The sequence below is a fragment of the Clostridium sp. TJA038 genome, from assembly GCF_058310255.1.
This window is the reverse complement of sequence record NZ_JBZEFA010000001.1, coordinates 1-18,150: the sequence shown is the minus strand read 5'-3', so window position 1 is coordinate 18,150 and position 18,150 is coordinate 1. Positions and strand designations below refer to the sequence as shown.

General features: G+C 27.1%; 18 protein-coding genes. 6 read left to right on the top strand and 12 right to left on the bottom strand.

Translation table 11 applies throughout. From position 1 onward, the window contains the following. The first annotated feature begins 44 nt into the window (after positions 1-44). Positions 45-1,178 carry a glycosyltransferase family 4 protein gene (locus tag AC4FQV_RS00090; RefSeq protein WP_491163671.1) on the top strand — a complete coding sequence of 378 codons (1,134 nt, stop codon included), beginning with the start codon at positions 45-47 and terminating at the stop codon, positions 1,176-1,178. A 66-nt stretch (positions 1,179-1,244) separates the two neighbouring features. Here the strand turns inward: AC4FQV_RS00090 and AC4FQV_RS00085 are convergent, their stop codons facing one another. After that, entirely contained in the window at positions 1,245-1,775 is a 531-nt protein-coding gene (locus tag AC4FQV_RS00085; RefSeq protein ID WP_491139491.1) for a Gx transporter family protein, read from the bottom strand. Positions 1,776-1,800: 25 nt separating this feature from the next. Beyond that, positions 1,801-2,172 carry a NusG domain II-containing protein gene (locus AC4FQV_RS00080; protein ID WP_491139492.1) on the bottom strand — a complete coding sequence of 124 codons (372 nt, stop codon included), beginning with the start codon at positions 2,170-2,172 and terminating at the stop codon, positions 1,801-1,803. A 139-nt stretch (positions 2,173-2,311) separates the two neighbouring features. On the opposite strand from AC4FQV_RS00080, the gene AC4FQV_RS00075 reads away from it, so the two are divergent. Further along, on the top strand, positions 2,312-2,755 hold the full coding sequence (locus AC4FQV_RS00075; RefSeq protein WP_491139493.1) for an FMN-binding protein: 444 nt from the start codon (positions 2,312-2,314) through the stop codon (positions 2,753-2,755). A 34-nt stretch (positions 2,756-2,789) separates the two neighbouring features. Further along, entirely contained in the window at positions 2,790-3,818 is a 1,029-nt protein-coding gene (locus AC4FQV_RS00070; protein ID WP_491139494.1) for an FAD:protein FMN transferase, read from the top strand. Between the two features lie 37 nt (positions 3,819-3,855). Here the strand turns inward: AC4FQV_RS00070 and eutH are convergent, their stop codons facing one another. The 5 genes from eutH to tsaD form a co-directional block, all read right to left on the bottom strand. Next, the gene (gene eutH / locus AC4FQV_RS00065; RefSeq protein ID WP_491139495.1) at positions 3,856-4,962 is read right to left on the bottom strand and encodes an ethanolamine utilization protein EutH; all 1,107 of its coding nucleotides are present in this window, start codon (positions 4,960-4,962) and stop codon (positions 3,856-3,858) included. Between the two features lie 147 nt (positions 4,963-5,109). Continuing rightward, a complete protein-coding gene (locus tag AC4FQV_RS00060; protein WP_491163667.1) occupies positions 5,110-5,433 on the bottom strand; it encodes a PTS sugar transporter subunit IIB in 324 nt (107 codons plus the stop codon). A 190-nt stretch (positions 5,434-5,623) separates the two neighbouring features. Further along, positions 5,624-6,943 carry a S1C family serine protease gene (locus AC4FQV_RS00055; protein ID WP_491163662.1) on the bottom strand — a complete coding sequence of 440 codons (1,320 nt, stop codon included), beginning with the start codon at positions 6,941-6,943 and terminating at the stop codon, positions 5,624-5,626. A 114-nt stretch (positions 6,944-7,057) separates the two neighbouring features. Beyond that, positions 7,058-8,080 (bottom strand): alpha/beta fold hydrolase, encoded by a 1,023-nt coding sequence (locus AC4FQV_RS00050; RefSeq protein ID WP_491163656.1) that lies wholly within the window; start codon positions 8,078-8,080, stop codon positions 7,058-7,060. Positions 8,081-8,094: 14 nt separating this feature from the next. Then, positions 8,095-9,114, bottom strand: a complete 1,020-nt coding sequence (gene tsaD / locus AC4FQV_RS00045; protein WP_491139499.1) for a tRNA (adenosine(37)-N6)-threonylcarbamoyltransferase complex transferase subunit TsaD — start codon at positions 9,112-9,114, stop codon at positions 8,095-8,097. Between the two features lie 141 nt (positions 9,115-9,255). Here tsaD and AC4FQV_RS00040 point away from each other — a divergent pair, with 141 nt between their 5' ends. Together AC4FQV_RS00040 and AC4FQV_RS00035 are read left to right on the top strand one after the other, a co-directional pair. Beyond that, positions 9,256-9,879 carry a RusA family crossover junction endodeoxyribonuclease gene (locus AC4FQV_RS00040; RefSeq protein WP_491163652.1) on the top strand — a complete coding sequence of 208 codons (624 nt, stop codon included), beginning with the start codon at positions 9,256-9,258 and terminating at the stop codon, positions 9,877-9,879. An 8-nt stretch (positions 9,880-9,887) separates the two neighbouring features. After that, on the top strand, positions 9,888-10,454 hold the full coding sequence (locus AC4FQV_RS00035; protein ID WP_491163647.1) for a GDSL-type esterase/lipase family protein: 567 nt from the start codon (positions 9,888-9,890) through the stop codon (positions 10,452-10,454). Positions 10,455-10,519: 65 nt separating this feature from the next. On the opposite strand, the gene AC4FQV_RS00030 is transcribed toward AC4FQV_RS00035, so the two are convergent. Then, positions 10,520-11,482, bottom strand: coding sequence for an NAD(P)/FAD-dependent oxidoreductase (locus AC4FQV_RS00030; RefSeq protein WP_491163644.1), 963 nt, complete (start codon positions 11,480-11,482; stop codon positions 10,520-10,522). A 31-nt stretch (positions 11,483-11,513) separates the two neighbouring features. Continuing rightward, entirely contained in the window at positions 11,514-12,086 is a 573-nt protein-coding gene (gene yedF / locus AC4FQV_RS00025; protein ID WP_491163639.1) for a sulfurtransferase-like selenium metabolism protein YedF, read from the bottom strand. Between the two features lie 181 nt (positions 12,087-12,267). On the opposite strand from yedF, the gene AC4FQV_RS00020 reads away from it, so the two are divergent. Further along, a complete protein-coding gene (locus tag AC4FQV_RS00020) occupies positions 12,268-14,139 on the top strand; it encodes an LTA synthase family protein (protein WP_491139504.1) in 1,872 nt (623 codons plus the stop codon). Positions 14,140-14,187: 48 nt separating this feature from the next. Here the strand turns inward: AC4FQV_RS00020 and AC4FQV_RS00015 are convergent, their stop codons facing one another. From AC4FQV_RS00015 to AC4FQV_RS00005, 3 genes are read right to left on the bottom strand one after another with little or no spacing between them, the layout of a single operon-like run. Beyond that, the gene (locus AC4FQV_RS00015; RefSeq protein WP_491163634.1) at positions 14,188-15,702 is read right to left on the bottom strand and encodes a hypothetical protein; all 1,515 of its coding nucleotides are present in this window, start codon (positions 15,700-15,702) and stop codon (positions 14,188-14,190) included. Between the two features lie 16 nt (positions 15,703-15,718). Beyond that, positions 15,719-17,134: a sensor histidine kinase gene (locus tag AC4FQV_RS00010; protein ID WP_491139506.1), complete on the bottom strand. Its 1,416-nt coding sequence runs from the start codon at positions 17,132-17,134 to the stop codon at positions 15,719-15,721. Between the two features lie 13 nt (positions 17,135-17,147). After that, positions 17,148-17,831 (bottom strand): response regulator transcription factor, encoded by a 684-nt coding sequence (locus AC4FQV_RS00005; protein ID WP_491139507.1) that lies wholly within the window; start codon positions 17,829-17,831, stop codon positions 17,148-17,150. Positions 17,832-18,150 lie beyond the last annotated feature (319 nt).

The following is an 18,150-nucleotide window of genomic DNA, read 5'->3' as shown; positions in this document are numbered from 1 at the left end:
ATTATTTAATTATAAACATTTATTTTCTAAGGAGTGGAAATATATTGAATTATTTAATAGATGCAAGGGGAGCAACTTGGTATAGTGGAACAGGAATAGGAACATATACATTAAATCTTTTAAAAAACATTTTAAATTTAGATAAAGAAAATTATTATAACCTTCTTTGTTCTGGAGAAAAAATATCAGAATTTGAAAAAGAAAACAGTAAAATAGTAATGTCCTCAAAAAAACATCAAAGCTTTTTTGAAGACCATTATATACCTTACTATTGTAAAACTGAAAAAATAGATTTGATTCATTTGCCTCAAAACGGAATAGGACTAAATTCTGAAGGAAACTTAGCTAAAATTGTTACTATACATGATTTAATTCCTTATGTTTTACCTGAAACAGTTGGAAAAGGCTACTTAAAAAAATTTCTTAAGTCAATGCCTGATATAATAGATAATTCAACAGGAATAATTACAGTATCGGAATATTCTAAAAAAGATATTTTAAAGTTTTTCCCCCATTTTCCTTCTGAAAATATTTTTGTAACACCTTTAGCAGCAAATGAAAATTTTAAACCCTTAGATAAAGAAAAATGCTTATTTAGTGTAAATAAAAGATTTTCCTTTAAAGGACCTTTTATTCTTTATATAGGTGGTTTTAGCTTAAGAAAAAATGTAAAAGCTTTAGTGGATTCCTTTTTAAAAATACAAAAAAATATTCCTAAAGAATATAAACTATTAATTGTAGGTAGTTTAAGAGATGAAGGATTAAAATTAAAATCTTATGTTGAAAGTTTATCTATAAAAGATAAGGTTATATTTACAGGTTTTATAGAAGATGATTACTTACCAATTTTATATAATGCTACTAAGCTATTTGTATATCCATCTCTTTATGAAGGTTTTGGCTTACCACCTTTAGAAGCTATGAGCTGTAAAACTGCTGTGCTAACTTCTAATAAAACTTCTATACCTGAGGTTGTTCCTTTTAAAGAAAGTTTAATAAATTTAAATGATGAAAATGACCTTTCAATAAAACTTGAAAGACTTTTAACTGATAATAAACTTAGAGAAAACTTAGAAAAGTTATCCTTTGAAAAAAGCAAAGAATTTTCTTGGGAAAAAACAGCTAAAAAAACTATTAACGCTTATTTTGAAACCTTAAATAAATATAATAAAATCTAATTACAAAATAAAACTTATAAATATATTAAATTTAATTAATTTAATCATATTTATAAGTTTTTTTATTTATATATTCATATTTTCCTTGTAATTTAAAATACTTATATTCTTCATATGCTTTAATAAATAATTTGCTGTTATTCCAATAAAAATCCCAGTTCCTATACCTGCTATAGATAAAATAGGAAGATAAGTTAATATACTTATATTTTTAATTATAATAGCAGTAACAAAAAGCTGACCTAAATTATGAAATACACCTCCTATAGTACTAACTCCAATAGCAGACACCTTTTCTTTTAACAAATCTTTTATAAAAATCATTCCTAAAAAACTTAAAATAGAACCACCTAAAGAAAAAATAAATGTAGATACTGAACCCATAAGAAGAGTTGATAAAATAAGCTTTAAAAATATTAACCAAATACACTCTTTATATGAATCTAAAGTATATAGTGATATTACAACTATTAAATTAGCTAGTCCAAGTTTCGCACCTGGTGTAATAAAAGGCATAGGTATCATACTTTCAAAAATATATAAAACCAAGGCTTGAGCAACTAAAACCCCTAAATATACCATCTTTTTACTTTTCATAAAAATCTAATTCCCCTTTATTATTTTAATATGATAAGATACACTCCTCATCCTTATTACCCTTTATTTCTACAAAAACTCTATTTGGCAAACAAACAACACTTTGACCAAGTCTATCTATTTTCCCTTGCCTAATACATACCTTGTCTGCACAATTTGAGTTTTTCATATATACTTTTCCCTCTTCCACATAAACTTCATTTTCTCCTATTCCCTTTTCAATTTTTATAACTTTTTTTATATCTTTCTCTAAATTAAAATTTTCATATTCCTCTCCATTAACACTTATAAAAACTCTTTTAAACTCCACTCTATTATTTCCAGATATAAGAATTCTAATAGGCATAATAGATAAAATTATTGAAAATACAATTATAATTAAATCCCACTTTTTCATAAAATCTCTCCTAATTAACAATCACTTATTATGTATATATGTACGTTAAGTTAAAATTATTTGTTTTATTTAACTTTAAGGAATTTTTTTAATATTAAAAAGTATATTTATAGTAATTAAATTTATTTAGGAGGATTTTATGAAAAAGAAATTATTAGCAATTGTTTTATCTACTATAGTAGCTTCTAGCTTTATTGGATGTGGGGCATCAAACAGTTCAAAATTAAAGGATGGTAATTATACTGTTGAAACAGCTAATGCTGACGACCATGGGTATAAAGCAAAACTTAGTATAACTGTATCAGAAGGAAAGATAACAGAAGCTAAATATAATGAGTTTAATGCTGAAACTAATGTTATGAAGAGAGATGATAAAGATTACAATGAAAAAATGAAAGGTGTTTCTGGCGTTGGCCCTTCAGAATATGAACCTCAACTTGAAAAATCTTTAATAGACAAACAATCTGCAGAAATAGATGTTGTTACAGGTGCTACTAACTCATCTGAACAATTTAAAAAATTAGCTGCTGAGGCATTAAAAAATGCTGAGGAAGGAAAAACTGAAGAAACATTAGTAGAATAAGTTAAAAATATTATTTTATTTCTAGGAGGGTAAAATGGGGAACTTAAGACATATTTGTATTTTTCTATCATTGTTTTTAGCTTTCACTTTAGGTGGATGTTCTATAAAAAAAGAGCCTATAAGCAAATCTAATTTTTTTATGGGAACTATAGTAAACATTACACTTTATGATAAATTTAATGAAAACATTTTAAATAAAGCCTTTGATAAAATAAGTGAAATAGAATCTATGCTTAGTCTAAACATAGATAGCTCTGAAATAAATAAAATAAATGAAAAGGCAGGTATAGAAGCTGTAAAGCTAAGCGACCATACATTTAACTTAATAGAGAGTTCTTTAGAATATTCAAAATCCTCTAATGGAAATTTTGATATAAGCATAGGTCCCTTAGTTAAGTTATGGGGTATAGGTAGTGAAAATGCAAAAGTTCCTAAAGAAGATGAAATATTAAATACCCTAGACCTTGTAAACTATGAAAATATAGTTTTAAATAAAAAAGATAAATCTGTATTTCTAAAAGAAAAAGGAATGATTTTAGATTTAGGAGGTATAGCAAAAGGATATATAGCAGACATAATTTCTGAATTTTTAATTTCTGAGGGAGTTACTAAAGCTATAATTGATTTAGGCGGTAATATTTATGCCCTTGGTGAAAAAGATAAAGGAGAAAAATGGACAATAGGCATACAAAATCCTTTTGAAAATAGAGGCTCTCCTCTTGGAACCTTAAAGGTATTTAACGAATCTGTAGTTACTTCTGGAATTTATGAAAGATATATAGAATTTGATGGAAAAAAATATCATCATATCTTAGATCCTAAAAAAGGATATCCCTATGATAATAATTTAGCCTCAGTAACTATAGTTTCTTCTAAATCTATAGATGGAGATGCTCTTTCAACCTCAACCTTTGGAATGGGTCTTATAGATGGGTTAAATTTAATAGAATCCCTTCCTAGTATAGAAGCTATTTTTGTAACTAAAGATAAGGAAATTTATTTATCAGAAGGTTTAAAAAATAATTTTCAACTACTTGATAAAACTTTCAAAATAAAAAATTAAATTAACATAAAAGAGAGTATTTCTACTCTCTTTTTTACTATTTCAAAACTTGCTCTTTTAATTTTTTATGGGAATTACTTTCCTTTTTCCATAGAATTAATGCTAAAATCATAGCAACTATTCCAGCTCCTAACTTTGATAATATATATATATTTATAACCTCTGGAGTTTTTAAAGAAACAAAGCCTAATTGACCTCCAATTACAAAGGCACCACTTACACTAAAAGCAGTTAAAGCTATTCTTCCCTTAGAACTCATTTTACTAAAACTCTTAAATAATATTATGTTTGAAGCTAAAGTTCCTAAAAAAGCAGCTATAGAAAATTCATCTATATCTAATTTTTTTCCTATCTTATTTAATGATTTTGAAAATTTTTCAGTTATGAAATTTATTAAAGGATAGGCACCTCCTAAAAATATGGCAATTTTTCCTACAACACTTATAGCTTCCTCAATAGGTAATACATATCCTAAAGGTTCTAATCCAACAATTGATAAAAACCCTAAAATTAAAAGCCCTACTATACTAACTATCTGAATTAATTTTCCTAGCTTAATAAATAGACTTATAGTTTTATCTTTAAATTTTTTCATACAAAATGCTAAAATTATAGCAAAAAGTATTAATGGTAACATATTAAATAGTAAAAATTTAATATCTACCCCTAAAAATATCCCTGCAATAATAGGTGCTACAGGTAGTGTAATTATTCCATATAACAAGCCTTTTGTAAAATCTTCTAAATATTTATTTTCGATTATTCCTAAAGCTAATGGAATTGAAAAACTTATAGTTGCTCCTAGAGTAGAGGCTATTATTACACCTGATATCCAATACATTTCTATATTTGAAGATAAACCTTCTGCTATACCTAAGCCTCCCATGTCAACGGCTAAGAACATTGAAGGAAATATTGATGGGTCTATACCTATAAAATTGCTTAAAGGCGTTAATAAAAACCCTACAATTTTTCCTATTAACGGAGAGAAAGAATATATACCTATCATTGATATAGCTATAGGCCCCATAGATAACATTCCTTCTTTAAATTTTTCTCCTAGTCCTAATTTATTTTTATTTATGTAATCTAAACCACTAATTACAAAGGAAATTCCAATTACCAAAAGAACTACTTTTTCCAAAAACTCTCCCCCTTAAAACTTGATATTTCTTAGTATATGGTAGTAATTTACACAATTCAACATTATATTTTTAAATTTTCAATTTATTAAATATAAATAAAGACCATAAAAATCCTCTTAGATTTTATATGATCTTTATTTTTATAATTATTTTTTACATAATTCCTTTTTTTCTATTAGTCCTAAAGCTTGTGTCAAAATTCGCTTTCCATTCATAGTGCTATAATCAGCTTCATTTATAAAGCTTATCTCTACCTCTTCATTTATTTTTTTCCTCAAACTATTATATAGGTATTTTACTTGAGGGCCTAACATTATTATATCTGCTTCTTTTTCAAATTTTTTAAGTTCATATTCTCCAACTGCTATTATAGAACAATCAATATTTAACTCCCTTGAAGCCTTTCTCATTTTTGAAACTAACAAGGATGTCGACATACCTAATGTGCATAATAATACTATTTTCTTCATATAATCCTCCTATATTTCTTTTAGTTACCCATTTAAAGTAAAATGATACATTAAATATTTAATACCTATTCTCTTTTATTATTCTTAATTTAATAAAAAATTCCTTTAAAAATTTTTTTATTTTATTGAAATAAAAAAAGATGTATATCAAAAGCATAATTTATCTTTTGATATACATCTATTAATCTAATTAGTTAGCAACTAAAGTTAAATTTAAGTTTATCTTCTTACCATCTCTAATTACTTCAACTGGTACTGTATCGCCATCATTATATTGACTCTTAACTTGATTTAAATCTTCTAGAGTTTTTACTCTCTTTCCACCAAACTCAACTATTAAATCTCCAATTTTTAATCCTGCTCTTTCTGCTGGACTAAATTCTTGAACTCCTACAACATAAACTCCTTCTTCAAGTTTATTTTCCTTTGCTAATTCAGGAGTTACTGTTCTTGCAGTAATACCAAGTTTTAAGATTGGCTTTGATAATGAATCTAATCTAGTTTTAACTTCATTTATAGGAATTGCAAATCCTATTCCCTCAATATCTTCTCCAACTTTCTTTGCAGTATTTATTCCAATAACTTCACCCTTTGCATTTATTAATGGACCACCACTATTACCTGGGTTTATAGCTGCATCTGTTTGTATATAGTCTAATACATTTCCATTTTCAGTTTTCATCTTTCTATTTGGAGAACTTATTATTCCCTTAGTTACTGTTGAACTAAATTCTTTACCTAAAGGATTTCCTATAGCAATTACTTCTTCTCCAGCTCTAACAGTTGAAGAATCTCCTAATTGAGCTATTCCTGGCATCTTAACATCATCAGTTATTTTTACTACAGCTATATCTCTTTCAACATCATAGTTTATAACCTTAGCATTTACCTCTTTTTCATCAGAGAATATTACCTTAACCTCTTGAGCTCCATTTATAACATGGTAGTTTGTAACTACATATCCTTCTTCATTTATTATAAAGCCTGAACCTAAACCTTCTTGTTCTTTAACATTGAAAAATTGGTCTCTTACTAAACTCTTTGTAGAAATACCAACAACTGCTGGAGTAACTTTTTCAACTACTTGAGGAACAGTTAAAGTTCCTTGGTCTGCTTTAAACTCTTGTGTAGCTACTTGATTAGAGGAACCATTACCTTCTAATGCACTTATTGGAATACTATTTTTGAAAGCAAAATATACTCCACTACCACCTATAACACCACCAAGAACAGCTATAACAACAGCTCCTGCAACTAGTGCAAAGCCTCTTTTAAATCCACTTTTTTGCTTCGGCTTTTTAGGTTCTTTATTTTTGCCATCTTCTGAACCTTTTGAACTACTGTCTGCTTCTTTATTTTCTTGTTCCTTTTCAGTATTTATTTTTTGAGTTTCATCTATATTATTTTCTGTGTCTTTATTGCTATTATCGCCTTCTAAGTTTTTATTTTCTTTATCATCAAAACCGAAATATTCGTCTAAGTTTTCATCTTTTTTATTAAAATCACTCATTTATACATACCCTCCTAAACATTCGTTTCCACATGTTTATAATAACCATTTTTTGTGTCATTTGTATGTCATATTTATGTCATTTTTGTGGCATGCAAATTATATTAAAGCTACTTAATTGCCCTCATATTCTAAGCTATTGTCTTGTATAAATCTTATACTATCTAAAAATATCTCAGGCTTTTCTAAAGGTATAACATTCGTTTTATTTTTAGCATTTATTATTTGAACTCTATTTTCTAAAGTTAAATTTTTAAGTGCTTCTTGTTCCTTAACAAACTCTTTATCATTAACTATTATACTTAACGGTTTTCCCTGTAATAAATCCTTTGTTTGAGAATCATTATTTAAATCTAAAATATTTGTAAGCTCACTATAATAACCACTATTATAATCACTTTTAGTTCTTAAAGTATTATAGACTTTTAAGTTTTCTTCACTTAAATTTTCATCTAAACCTTCTGGATTTTTTAACATTCCAAACTTACCCATAATGCTTGTTAAACCAAAGTAAGAACCATATTTTTGTATTAACCTACTAAATTTTTGTTTAGAAAATTGCTTTAAATATGTTTTATCATTTTTTAAAGCTTCTTCATTTATTGGGTCTACAAGAATAACTCCTTGAACTAAATCTGGATAAAGTTTTGCAAAATTACACATAACTAAAGCGCCATAACCAGAGCCAACTAAAATGTATGGCCCTCCAATCCCAGCTTTCTTTAAAATCATTCTAAGATGTTGTGCTTGGTCTTTTATTCCATCATCTTTTACAGATTCAGAAAAACCATATCCAGGTCTGTCATATGAAAAAGTTCTATAGCCATATTCTTTTTCTATAAGGTCTTGTACTTTACTCCACTCACTTAATCCTAAACCTATATCAGAATTCATAACTATAGTTGGCTTACTCTCTCCTTCAAAATCATAATAATTCTTTTTACTATCTATTCTTACGTATTTATTACTTGGCTCTATTTTTTTACTATCTATTTTATTTACTATAAATTGATATGCAAAACCTATAAATACTAAAGCTAATATAAATATAAAAATATTTCTTATTATTGTCATAGGCTTTACTTGCACATTCTTATTCATCTTATGAAATCCATTGGAGTATGGAATAAACTTCATTATTAATTCAGCCCCTATCTTTCTCCTAATCTTAAGTTAGGTTTTGCATTAAGACTCATTTCAGATGTATTTCCTTTTAAAAGTTCAAAATATGCAGCACTTCCTATCATAGCTGCATTGTCTGTGCAAAGTATTGGAGATGGGAATAAAACTTCAATTCCTCTCTTTTTTCCTTCTTTAAGAAGATTTTCTCTTAAAGCACTATTTGATGCAACTCCTCCTGCAATGGCTATTTTATTTACTTTTCTTCTTTTGCAAGTTTTTATTACATTATCAGTTAAAACTTCAACTACAGCTTTTTGAAAACTTGCAACCACATCTGCCTTATTGATTTCTTCATTTTTCATTTCCATTTTATTTAGATAATTTAAAACCGCAGATTTAACACCACTAAAGGAAAAATCTAAGGTATCATCATGAAAATTAGCTTTTGGAAATTTTATTGAATCTGCCATTCCTTCTTTAGCTAATTTATCTATTTTAGGTCCCCCAGGATATCCTAAACCAACAGCTCTTGCAACCTTATCAAAGGCTTCACCAGCTGCATCATCTCTTGTTTCTCCTATTATTTCAAACTCGCCATAGTCTTTTACATAAACTATAAAGGTATGCCCTCCTGATACAACTAAACAAACAAAAGGTGGTTCTAAATCTTTATGGTCTATAAAATTAGCACTTATATGTCCTTCTATATGATTAACTCCTATTAAAGGTTTATCTAAAGAATAAGCTAATCCTTTAGCATACTGAAGTCCAACTAACAGAGCACCAACTAATCCTGGTCCATATGTAACTGCTATAGCATCTATATCAGAAAAAGTTACTCCTGCAACCTCTAAAGCTTCTTCTACAACTGCATTTATAGCTTCTATGTGCTTTCTTGAAGCAACCTCTGGAACTACTCCTCCAAATTTGGTATGTGTATCTATTTGTGAAGATATTATGTTTGATAAAACTTCTCTACCATTTACTACTACAGCAGCTGCTGTTTCATCACAACTACTTTCTATTGCTAATATAACTTTTCTATCCATTTTTATCCCTCTTATTTTTAATTTTTCCTGTAAACATAAAGTATTATACTTTATATGTTAAATACTTTCAAGAAATGTAAAAACATAATGTTACATTATGATATAATCTATATTATTATATCATATGATTGGAGGTTTATTATGAATTCCTATGCAAAAGTTATAGTAAAAGGCTCTCCTATTACTAAGTCAAACTTTAAACTATCAAATTCACAGGGAAGAGCAATTTTACCCTCTAATTCTGGTAAATATCATGATAGATATGCCTTATATGAAGAAGAAATTGCTTATGAAGCAAGAATTCAAAATCCAAATATCGTTTTAGAAGAATCCTTAATAGCTTTATTAAAAGTATATTATAAAAGCTCTAAAAGACATCCTGATACAGGTAATATAACAAAGAGTATTTTTGATGGAATTGAAAAGAGTGGATTAATAATAAATGATATGCAAATAAGAAAAATTATAACTGAGGAGTTTTATGATAAAGAAAACCCTAGATTTGAACTAGAGCTTTTTGCTGAAAGCTCCTATGATTTAAATTATGAAATAGTAAAAAAAGATAAGGAAGTAGAAAAAATTCTTTATTCTCCACCGCCTAATAAAAAAAGAAAATCTGTTAAAGAAAAAAAAGAACCTTCTTTAAAAAAAGGAGAAAATAAAAAGGTCTGTGATATTTGTAAAAAAAGCATTATTGGAAATGATTTTATAACTGCAAATAAAGGGACAACCATTGTTTGCAAAAAATGTTTACTAAGAATGTAGGTGATTATATGAATATACTTTGTATAGGAGATTCCCTTACCTTTGGATATGGAGTTACAAAGGAAAATTCTTGGGTATCTCTTTTAAACTCTAATAAAAATTCCTTTATAAATAAAGGTATAAATGGTGATACTTCAACTGGAATATTATCTAGAATATATGAAGTCTTAAAAAGAAGTGATTGCGAAATTTGTTTGATTATGTGTGGCTCTAATGACATTCTAATGAATAAATCTCTTTCTTCAATTATTGACAATGTAAAATTAATGATAGATGATTGTAATTTACTTAATATAAAACCAGTAATCTTATCGCCACCTAAAATATATTCTTCCCTAGCTACTGAAAAATGGGATTCATCTATTGATTACAATAAATGCAATCTTAAGCTAAAAAAATATTCTAATAAATTAAATTTATTATGCAAAGAAAATAATACAATATTTATAGATATAAATTCTATTTTTCCTTTAAATAAAGCAAACTATACAGATGGACTGCATCTTAGTATTGATGGAAATTTATTAGTTGCAAGTATAATAAAAGAAAGCATAGATAATTTATTAAATTCTTAAACTATAAATTTTAAAAGAAATAAGACTAAAATTCAAATCATAATGAATTTTAGTCTTATTAAAAATTAATTTTTAAGATACTCTTCAATAGCTTCTCCAACTTTAAAACCCTCTTTTGTTGCTACATCAGATAATTCATAAGCATGCAAAACATTTCCGCAAGCAAATATCCCTTCTTCGGAAGTTTCAAAATTTTCATTTACTAAAATAGTTTCACTACTATTAGATATTCTAAGTCCTATTTTTTTACCTAAACCACTTTCAGGTATCCAAGGAACAGATATTAAAAGAGAATCACATTTTATAAAGCATTCATCTTCTCCACCCTTACTTATAATAACTCCTTCTACTCTTTCTGTACCTAAAACTTCATTTACTGTATATCCAAGCTTAACAGGAATATTAAAAGCTTCTATTATATTTTCTATAATATACTGAGAAGAATTTAAATAGTCTTTGCTTTCTATTATAGCCTCAACCTCAGCACCTTCTATTATTAATCTTCTTGCAACTATCATATCACTATCATGAGAGCCTATTATAACTATCTTTTTACCTGGCAAATATCCATATAAGTTTATAAATCTATGTGCAGTTCCTGAAGTATATATACCTGTAAATTTATTTAAAGGGACACTTACATTTCCTTTAAATTTTTCTCTACTTCCTGTTGCTAAAACTATAGTCTTAGCTTTTATTACCTTCATTCCTTCTTCAGGACTAACATAACTTACTTCTTTATTTTTACTGATTTCTAAAACTGTAGTATTTAATTTAACTTCTATTCCTAAAGCCTTAACTTTTTGAACTAAATATTCTACATACTCACTTCCTGTAACAGCTTCTCCTAGAATTTCTTTTCCAAAACCACAGTGTATGCAATGATTTAATACACCACCTAAAACATCTTCTCTTTCAAGTAATAATATCTTTTCTATTCCTCTTTCTTTTGACCCTATAGCTGCTGCCATACCACTTACGCCTCCACCAACAACTACAACATCATACTCACTAAAAATATTATCCATACTATAAAAATATTTTCTCCTCTCAAAAGAATTATAATTTTATAACTTTACTTGCCTTATTCATTGATTCAACTATAGCATACATATTACTTATTTCACCTATAGCTAATTCTTCCTTTAATCCATAAAAGTCTAAACAAGTTCCACAACTCATTATTTTAACTCCACGCTTTTCTAAAGTCTTTAAGGATTCTAAAACCTCTGAATTTTTAACGGTAAGTTTAACTCCTCCATTTAAAAATATAAGTTCTTTAGGAATTACATCACTTTCAGATAAAGTATATAAATATCCTTTCATAAGTATTTTTCCTAAGTCATCGTTACCTTCTCCTAACTTATCAGTTCCAAGCAAGATTACAAAATCATTTTCCTCTTCCTTTACTTCCTTTTCAAAAGTTTTTTCTATTTTAATTATAAAGTTTCCTTCTTTTTTTGAAGATTCAAAATCATAACCACAACCTTCTGCATATTTACATATATTATTTTTTGCAACTTCATTATCTACTAAAACTTCTGCTATGCCTTTTTCAATAGAATCAAAATATTTTTTTGTAGTTATAACAGGCATAGGACAAGCCATTCCTATACAATTTATTTTTTTCATATCTTCACCTCTTAAAATATTCTATATTATAAAGATATCATATTTTTATAAATTGAGAAAATCAAAGTTATGCTAAAAAAGTGCTTTTTAAACTTTTTTGTAATAATTCCTTCATACTATTAACATATTATTTTATGATATAATATTAACAGCTTTGAATAATAAAAAAAGGGGTGTTTCAATGCAAGAAAAAGTTAAAATAAATGGCGGGCTTGCTAAAATAAAAGAATCACTTAATAAAAATGCTTTAATAAGACTAGGTTTTTATGTTTTTACAATTATAGCCGTAGTTTTAAAGGGAGCACTTTTTTTAGGTTTTTCTTTAAATCAAGACTTATATGTGCTTAATTTTGGTTTAGGGTTTAGACAAGCTTCCTACTTTATTAATTATTACATAGCTTTTGCAGCAATTTTTGTAAGTATCTGCTTACTATTTAAAAATAAGGGTAAATTTTTCTCTTTAATATTTGTGGATTTAGTCTTAACTTTAATTACAGTAATGGATATTTGGTATTTTAGGGGATTCCAAACAGTACCATCAGTAATGCTATTAAAACAAACTGCAAACTTAGATAATCTTGGTGATAGTATTTTCTCAATGGCTAGTCCATATGACTTACTATTCTTTATAGATTTTATTATTTTAATAATAGCTTTTATAATTTTCAGAAAAAGCTTCAAAAATTGTAAATCAAACTGGAAAGGTACTTTAGTTGTTTTAATACTTTCAATTTGTTACATAGGATATGTTCCTTTTAACGTAAATGTATTAAAAAGAGAAAACGTTAAGAACTCATACTTATTTAGTAGTTATGACCCTACTAACACAGTAGAATATTTTTCACCAATTGGATACCACATTTTTGATATATACAATGTTTATAAAAACTCAAAACCTTACAATATGACTGCTGAAGATGAAGAAAAAATAAAAGAATATTATGAATTCAAAAATGAAAATCTTCCTGATAATAATTATAAAGGAATGTTTAAGGGTAAAAATCTTCTAGTAATACAAGTTGAATCTCTTGAAGATTTTGTTATAAATCAAAAAGTAGATGGACAAGAAATAACTCCAAATATAAACAAGTTATTAAATAACTCTATATACTTCCCTAACATTTTTGAACAAGTAAATGAAGGTACAAGCTCTGATTCAGACTTAATGGTAAACACTTCTATGTTACCTTTAAGACAAGGAAGTACTTTCTTTAGAAATCCAGCAACAGATTATAACTCTTTACCTAACATCTTAGAAAAAGATGGTTATAGCACTATTGCTATTCACTCTGATAAAGGTTCTTTCTGGAATTATGCTCAAGGGCTAACTGGAATAGGTTTTGATGAATTTGTAGATTATTATTCTTTTGACCGTGATGAAAATATAGGTCTTGGACTAAGTGATGGAAGTTACTTTAGACAAGTTGAACCTATGATAAAAAAATTAAAACAACCATTTTATGCCTTTACTGTTACTTTAACAAGTCATGGACCTTTTGATTTACCTGGAGAATATCGTAAATTAAAACTAAGCCCTGAACTTGAAGAGAATGTTTTAGGTGGTTACTTCCAAAGTGTTCACTATACTGATGCTCAAATAGGAATGTTTATAGAGTCTTTAAAGAAAGATGGACTTTTAGATAATACAGTTATTGCTATAGAAGGAGACCATGCAGGTCCACATAAATATTATAATAGTAAAATAGAATCTTTATCTAATCCTGAATCTTGGTGGTTAGATAATGGAAACCATACAGTTCCATTTATAATTTACAATCCAAGTATAAAAACTCCTGTTCAAGATGATGTATATGGAGGACAAATAGATATAATGCCAACACTTTTATATTTATTAGGCGTAGATAATAAAACTTATGAAAATACAGCCTTAGGAAGAAATCTATTAAATACAAATAGGTCTTACGCTGTTTTAACTGATAGAGAAGTAAAAGGTGAACTTACAGACAAAGAAAAAGAAATTGTTCAAAACTCTTTAGATTTATCTGATAAGATGATTAGAGCAAATTACTTTAAAGATAAGCTTTCTAATTAATAAAAAGAGCTAAGCTTTTATGCTTAGCTCTTTTTATTTAAATAATTTCTATTCTTCAATATTCTTAGCACCATAAATATCTTCTACAGTTTCATCCCAGTACTTAACATAATCTCCAACAGCCCACTCTGCCATTACAATTTTTTCATCACTACCTATATAAATTTCTCCTAGCTTTTCATCAATTCTTCCATCTATTATCTTATATATGCTTAAGCTATTTTTATTTAAAGTAATAGCTATTTTTCCATTAGGTGCTGTTACTATATCTCTTACATCTCTTCCAAAGGATAAAACCTGACTCCAAGGAACTGATAAAGTATCGTAGTTTATTAAAATAGGTACTGGATTTATATTTATATCAAAGGTTTTTGGATAATCCATATAATTTTTTTCATTTAATATTCCTTCTAAATGCCAATTCCCATTTTTTCTTTGAAGAGTTATATTAGAATATTTATTTTTAGAATAATATTTTCTTCCTTCAATATCATATTTTTGTATAGCATTTTTCTCACTCTTATTGTAATTTTCCTCTTGTTCCTTACCAAATAAACTTACTATATCCATACATTTATCAGAATCCATAGTATTTATAGGTATAATGCTATATTCATTAAAAGTACCTTTAAAGTTGTCATCTCCTACATAGGATTCTAAGCCTATATAATCATTGCCAACAAAAGTTATTTCCTCATATCCACCTTCTATATTTTTCTCACCCTTTATTTCTGTCTTATCATTAGGGTCCTTCTTCTTACTTGTAACCTTAAGTTTATTTTCAATTTTTCCATTTTCATAAGTTGAGTTTAAACTTATTTTTGAAAATCCATTTATTCTAGGTAATAAAATAGAATCATCTAAAACTCTTATAGGTTGTAATTTATTATCTATTATAGATATCCATAAAGTTCTATAAGAAGCTTCCTCAAATTCTTCTCCTTCCATATGAGCAGGTTTTTTAAGGCCAAGCAATATTCCTACATCCTTATTATAATACTCTGGACTTACAGTATTTTTACCTTTTAAATTATCTTCGCCTTCTATTTTATTAACCTCCTCCTTAGGAGAAGTATCTGAAACCTTCTTTAATTTTATAAGATTATCAGCTAACAATAAATAAGCTTCGTTATCATTAATTGAAATAATGCTTAAATAAGTTTTATTACTATCATATATAGAATTAACATCTATATATTCATCTTTAATAGACTTTTTTATTTCATCTTTTATCTTTGCATTATCTATTTCTCTAAAGAATATGTCCCTTTCCATTCTTTTTAATTTAAATTTAGGATTTACTATGCTAACTCCATTAGATATAACTTCGTCTTTACTTATTGTTATAATATCATTTTTTTCTAAGTTAAAAGCCCCACCTACACTACTTGAATTTTTTTCATCACTATCATATAACTCACTAACTACTTCCCATTTTCCCAATATTTTTATATTATCTGACTCTGGTGGAGTTATTTTTGATATATCAAAGGATTCTTTTTGAGAACATCCCATCATGAAAAAACTCATAATAGTAAAGAAGATTAAACAAATTCTCTTCATAAAACACCTCTTTTGACTAGTTTAACTCATTCTCAACACTCTTAATTAACTTTTTAGGCAAATATATAACTACTTTAGTTCCCTTACCAAGTTCACTATAAATACTTAAAGTTCCCTCATGTAAAGCTATAATTTCATCACATATAGATAAGCCTATGCCATTTTGCGACTTAGAATTTTTTCCTTTGTAAAATTTTTCTTTTACTCTTGGTAATTCTTCTTTACTTATTCCACATCCAGTGTCAATTATACTTATATATATCCCTTCTTCGGTATATGAGAATTCTATAGTTATTTTTTCATTTTCATTAGTAAATTTAAATGCATTATCTAAGATATTTATAAAAACTTGCTTTAATCTATTCTTATCACCTACAATTATAAAATCTTCTGTAACGCCTTTTAAAATAAGCTCCTTATGCTCTCTTTCTGCTCTTGGATTCATATATAACACTAAATACTCCATAAATTCTTTTAAATTTATTTCTTCGTACTTTAATTTTATTTTTCCACTTACAAACTTTGAAAAATCAAGTAACTCTTCAACCATATTACTTAACCTATCAGACTCTTTTTCAATTATATCAAAACCCATCTTTAAGGTTTCTCTATCTGTAAAATCATTATTTAAAGTTATGGCCCATCCTTTAATAGATGTTAAAGGAGTTCTAAGTTCATGAGAAACTGACGAAATAAATTCATTTTTTAAAATTTCTCTATTTTCAATTTCTTCTGCCATTAAATTTAAGGTTTCTGCTAATTTTTCAATCTCATCATTTGTAACAATTTTATTTCTAACCTTTAAGTTTCCCTTTGCCATCTGTTCAGAAACCTTTATTAATTCTGTTATTGGATTTACAATACTATTCGCTAAAAAATAACTTAAAATTATTCCTATAGCTAAAACTGTAACACCTATAACTAAAAACACTATAAAGAAATTAAGTATAAAATTATCAACATTTCTAAGAGAGCTTATATATCTAATTACGCCTACTATTTCATTAGAAGAATTTCTAAGGGGTGCTGAAATTGCCATTACCTTTCCTGTATAATCAGGTATTGTTCCTACCCACTTTGATGTTTCTCCTTCTAAAGCTCTCTTTACATCTACAGGTGTGTCATATTCTTTAGGCTCTAAGCCTATAGAATCCATAATTAATTGTCCTTTTAAATTATAAATTTGTACCTGTGCATCTGTTTGTTTCCAAAATATATCTACATCTTCATAAACATTTTCTTCTAAGCTAACATTAGATAAATATCTTTTATAAAAATCAACGGATATATTTATCTGACTTAATAGTATTTCTTCTGTATTTTGATAATAATATCTAGAAATAAAAATCAAAAACATGGCCGAAACTATAATAATAGTTGATAATAATAGAACTAAAAAGTTCTTTATTAGCCTAGTTTTTATACTTTTCATAAATTAATTACCCCTATCTTTTCCATCTATAACCAGTTCCCCATACTGTTTCTATATATTTAGGTTTAGATGAATTATCCTCAATTTTTGCTCTAAGTCTTCTTATATTAACATCTACAATTTTTGGATCTCCAAAAAAATCTATTCCCCATACTAAATTTAATAGTTCATCTCTAGTAAAGGCTTTTCCTGGATTTTGCATAAATATTTTCATTAGCAAAAACTCCTTAGGAGTTACATCTATTTCTTCTCCATCTTTATATAAACTTTGAGAGTAAAGGTCTAGCTTAAAATTATCAACTTCTATACAATTTTCATCCTTATCTTCGCTAACTCCCTCTAACCTTCTCATTAAAGCTTTAACTCTTAAAGTTATTTCTAAAGGATTAAAAGGCTTTAATACATAATCATCAGCACCAAACTGAAGACCCATTATCTTATCCATGTCTTCTCCCTTTGCAGTAAGCATAATTATGCCCATTCTAGGGAAATTTTCTCTTAACTTTTGACAAACCTCAAAACCATCTATTCCTGGTAGCATAACATCTAAAATTGCTATGTCTGGTTTTTCTATTAAAGCTTTTCTTATACCTTCTTCTCCATTTTCACACTCTATTACTTGAAAATTCTCTCTTTGGAAATTTATTCTTAAAAATCCTCTTATGCTTTCTTCATCTTCTACTAATAAAATTTTCATATATAAATTCAACTCCTTATGCCAAATAAAAAATATTAATAATTACTTTATTAATTTTATTAGGCTAATATAGAAAATTAATTTTCAATTTATTCTTTTATTAATTATATCCAATAATATAAAAACTTTAATTACAAATAGCTTACACTAAAATTTTATACTTTTAAAATAAATAAAGCTATAAATTAATTTAAAAATTAACTTATAGCTTAACATACAATATTCATAAAATTTTGCAAAAAAAAATGGCTCCTCGGAGAGGACTCGAACCTCCAACCTATCGGTTAACAGCCGAGTGCTCCACCATTGAGCTACCGAG

Excerpts from the sequence above, each read along its gene's own strand:
- AC4FQV_RS00070 (WP_491139494.1), top strand. The coding sequence starts at position 2,790 with ATGGGGAACTTAAGACATATTTGTATTTTTCTATCATTGTTTTTAGCT.
- AC4FQV_RS00075 (WP_491139493.1), top strand. The coding sequence starts at position 2,312 with ATGAAAAAGAAATTATTAGCAATTGTTTTATCTACTATAGTAGCTTCT.
- AC4FQV_RS00030 (WP_491163644.1), bottom strand. The coding sequence starts at position 11,482 with ATGGATAATATTTTTAGTGAGTATGATGTTGTAGTTGTTGGTGGAGGC.
- AC4FQV_RS00055 (WP_491163662.1), bottom strand. The coding sequence starts at position 6,943 with ATGAGTGATTTTAATAAAAAAGATGAAAACTTAGACGAATATTTCGGT.
- AC4FQV_RS00035 (WP_491163647.1), top strand. The coding sequence starts at position 9,888 with ATGAATATACTTTGTATAGGAGATTCCCTTACCTTTGGATATGGAGTT.
- AC4FQV_RS00080 (WP_491139492.1), bottom strand. The coding sequence starts at position 2,172 with ATGAAAAAGTGGGATTTAATTATAATTGTATTTTCAATAATTTTATCT.
- AC4FQV_RS00005 (WP_491139507.1), bottom strand. The coding sequence starts at position 17,831 with ATGAAAATTTTATTAGTAGAAGATGAAGAAAGCATAAGAGGATTTTTA.
- tsaD (WP_491139499.1), bottom strand. The coding sequence starts at position 9,114 with ATGGATAGAAAAGTTATATTAGCAATAGAAAGTAGTTGTGATGAAACA.
- AC4FQV_RS00050 (WP_491163656.1), bottom strand. The coding sequence starts at position 8,080 with ATGAAGTTTATTCCATACTCCAATGGATTTCATAAGATGAATAAGAAT.
- AC4FQV_RS00040 (WP_491163652.1), top strand. The coding sequence starts at position 9,256 with ATGAATTCCTATGCAAAAGTTATAGTAAAAGGCTCTCCTATTACTAAG.
- AC4FQV_RS00085 (WP_491139491.1), bottom strand. The coding sequence starts at position 1,775 with ATGAAAAGTAAAAAGATGGTATATTTAGGGGTTTTAGTTGCTCAAGCC.
- AC4FQV_RS00020 (WP_491139504.1), top strand. The coding sequence starts at position 12,268 with ATGCAAGAAAAAGTTAAAATAAATGGCGGGCTTGCTAAAATAAAAGAA.
- AC4FQV_RS00015 (WP_491163634.1), bottom strand. The coding sequence starts at position 15,702 with ATGAAGAGAATTTGTTTAATCTTCTTTACTATTATGAGTTTTTTCATG.
- AC4FQV_RS00010 (WP_491139506.1), bottom strand. The coding sequence starts at position 17,134 with ATGAAAAGTATAAAAACTAGGCTAATAAAGAACTTTTTAGTTCTATTA.
- yedF (WP_491163639.1), bottom strand. The coding sequence starts at position 12,086 with ATGAAAAAAATAAATTGTATAGGAATGGCTTGTCCTATGCCTGTTATA.
- AC4FQV_RS00060 (WP_491163667.1), bottom strand. The coding sequence starts at position 5,433 with ATGAAGAAAATAGTATTATTATGCACATTAGGTATGTCGACATCCTTG.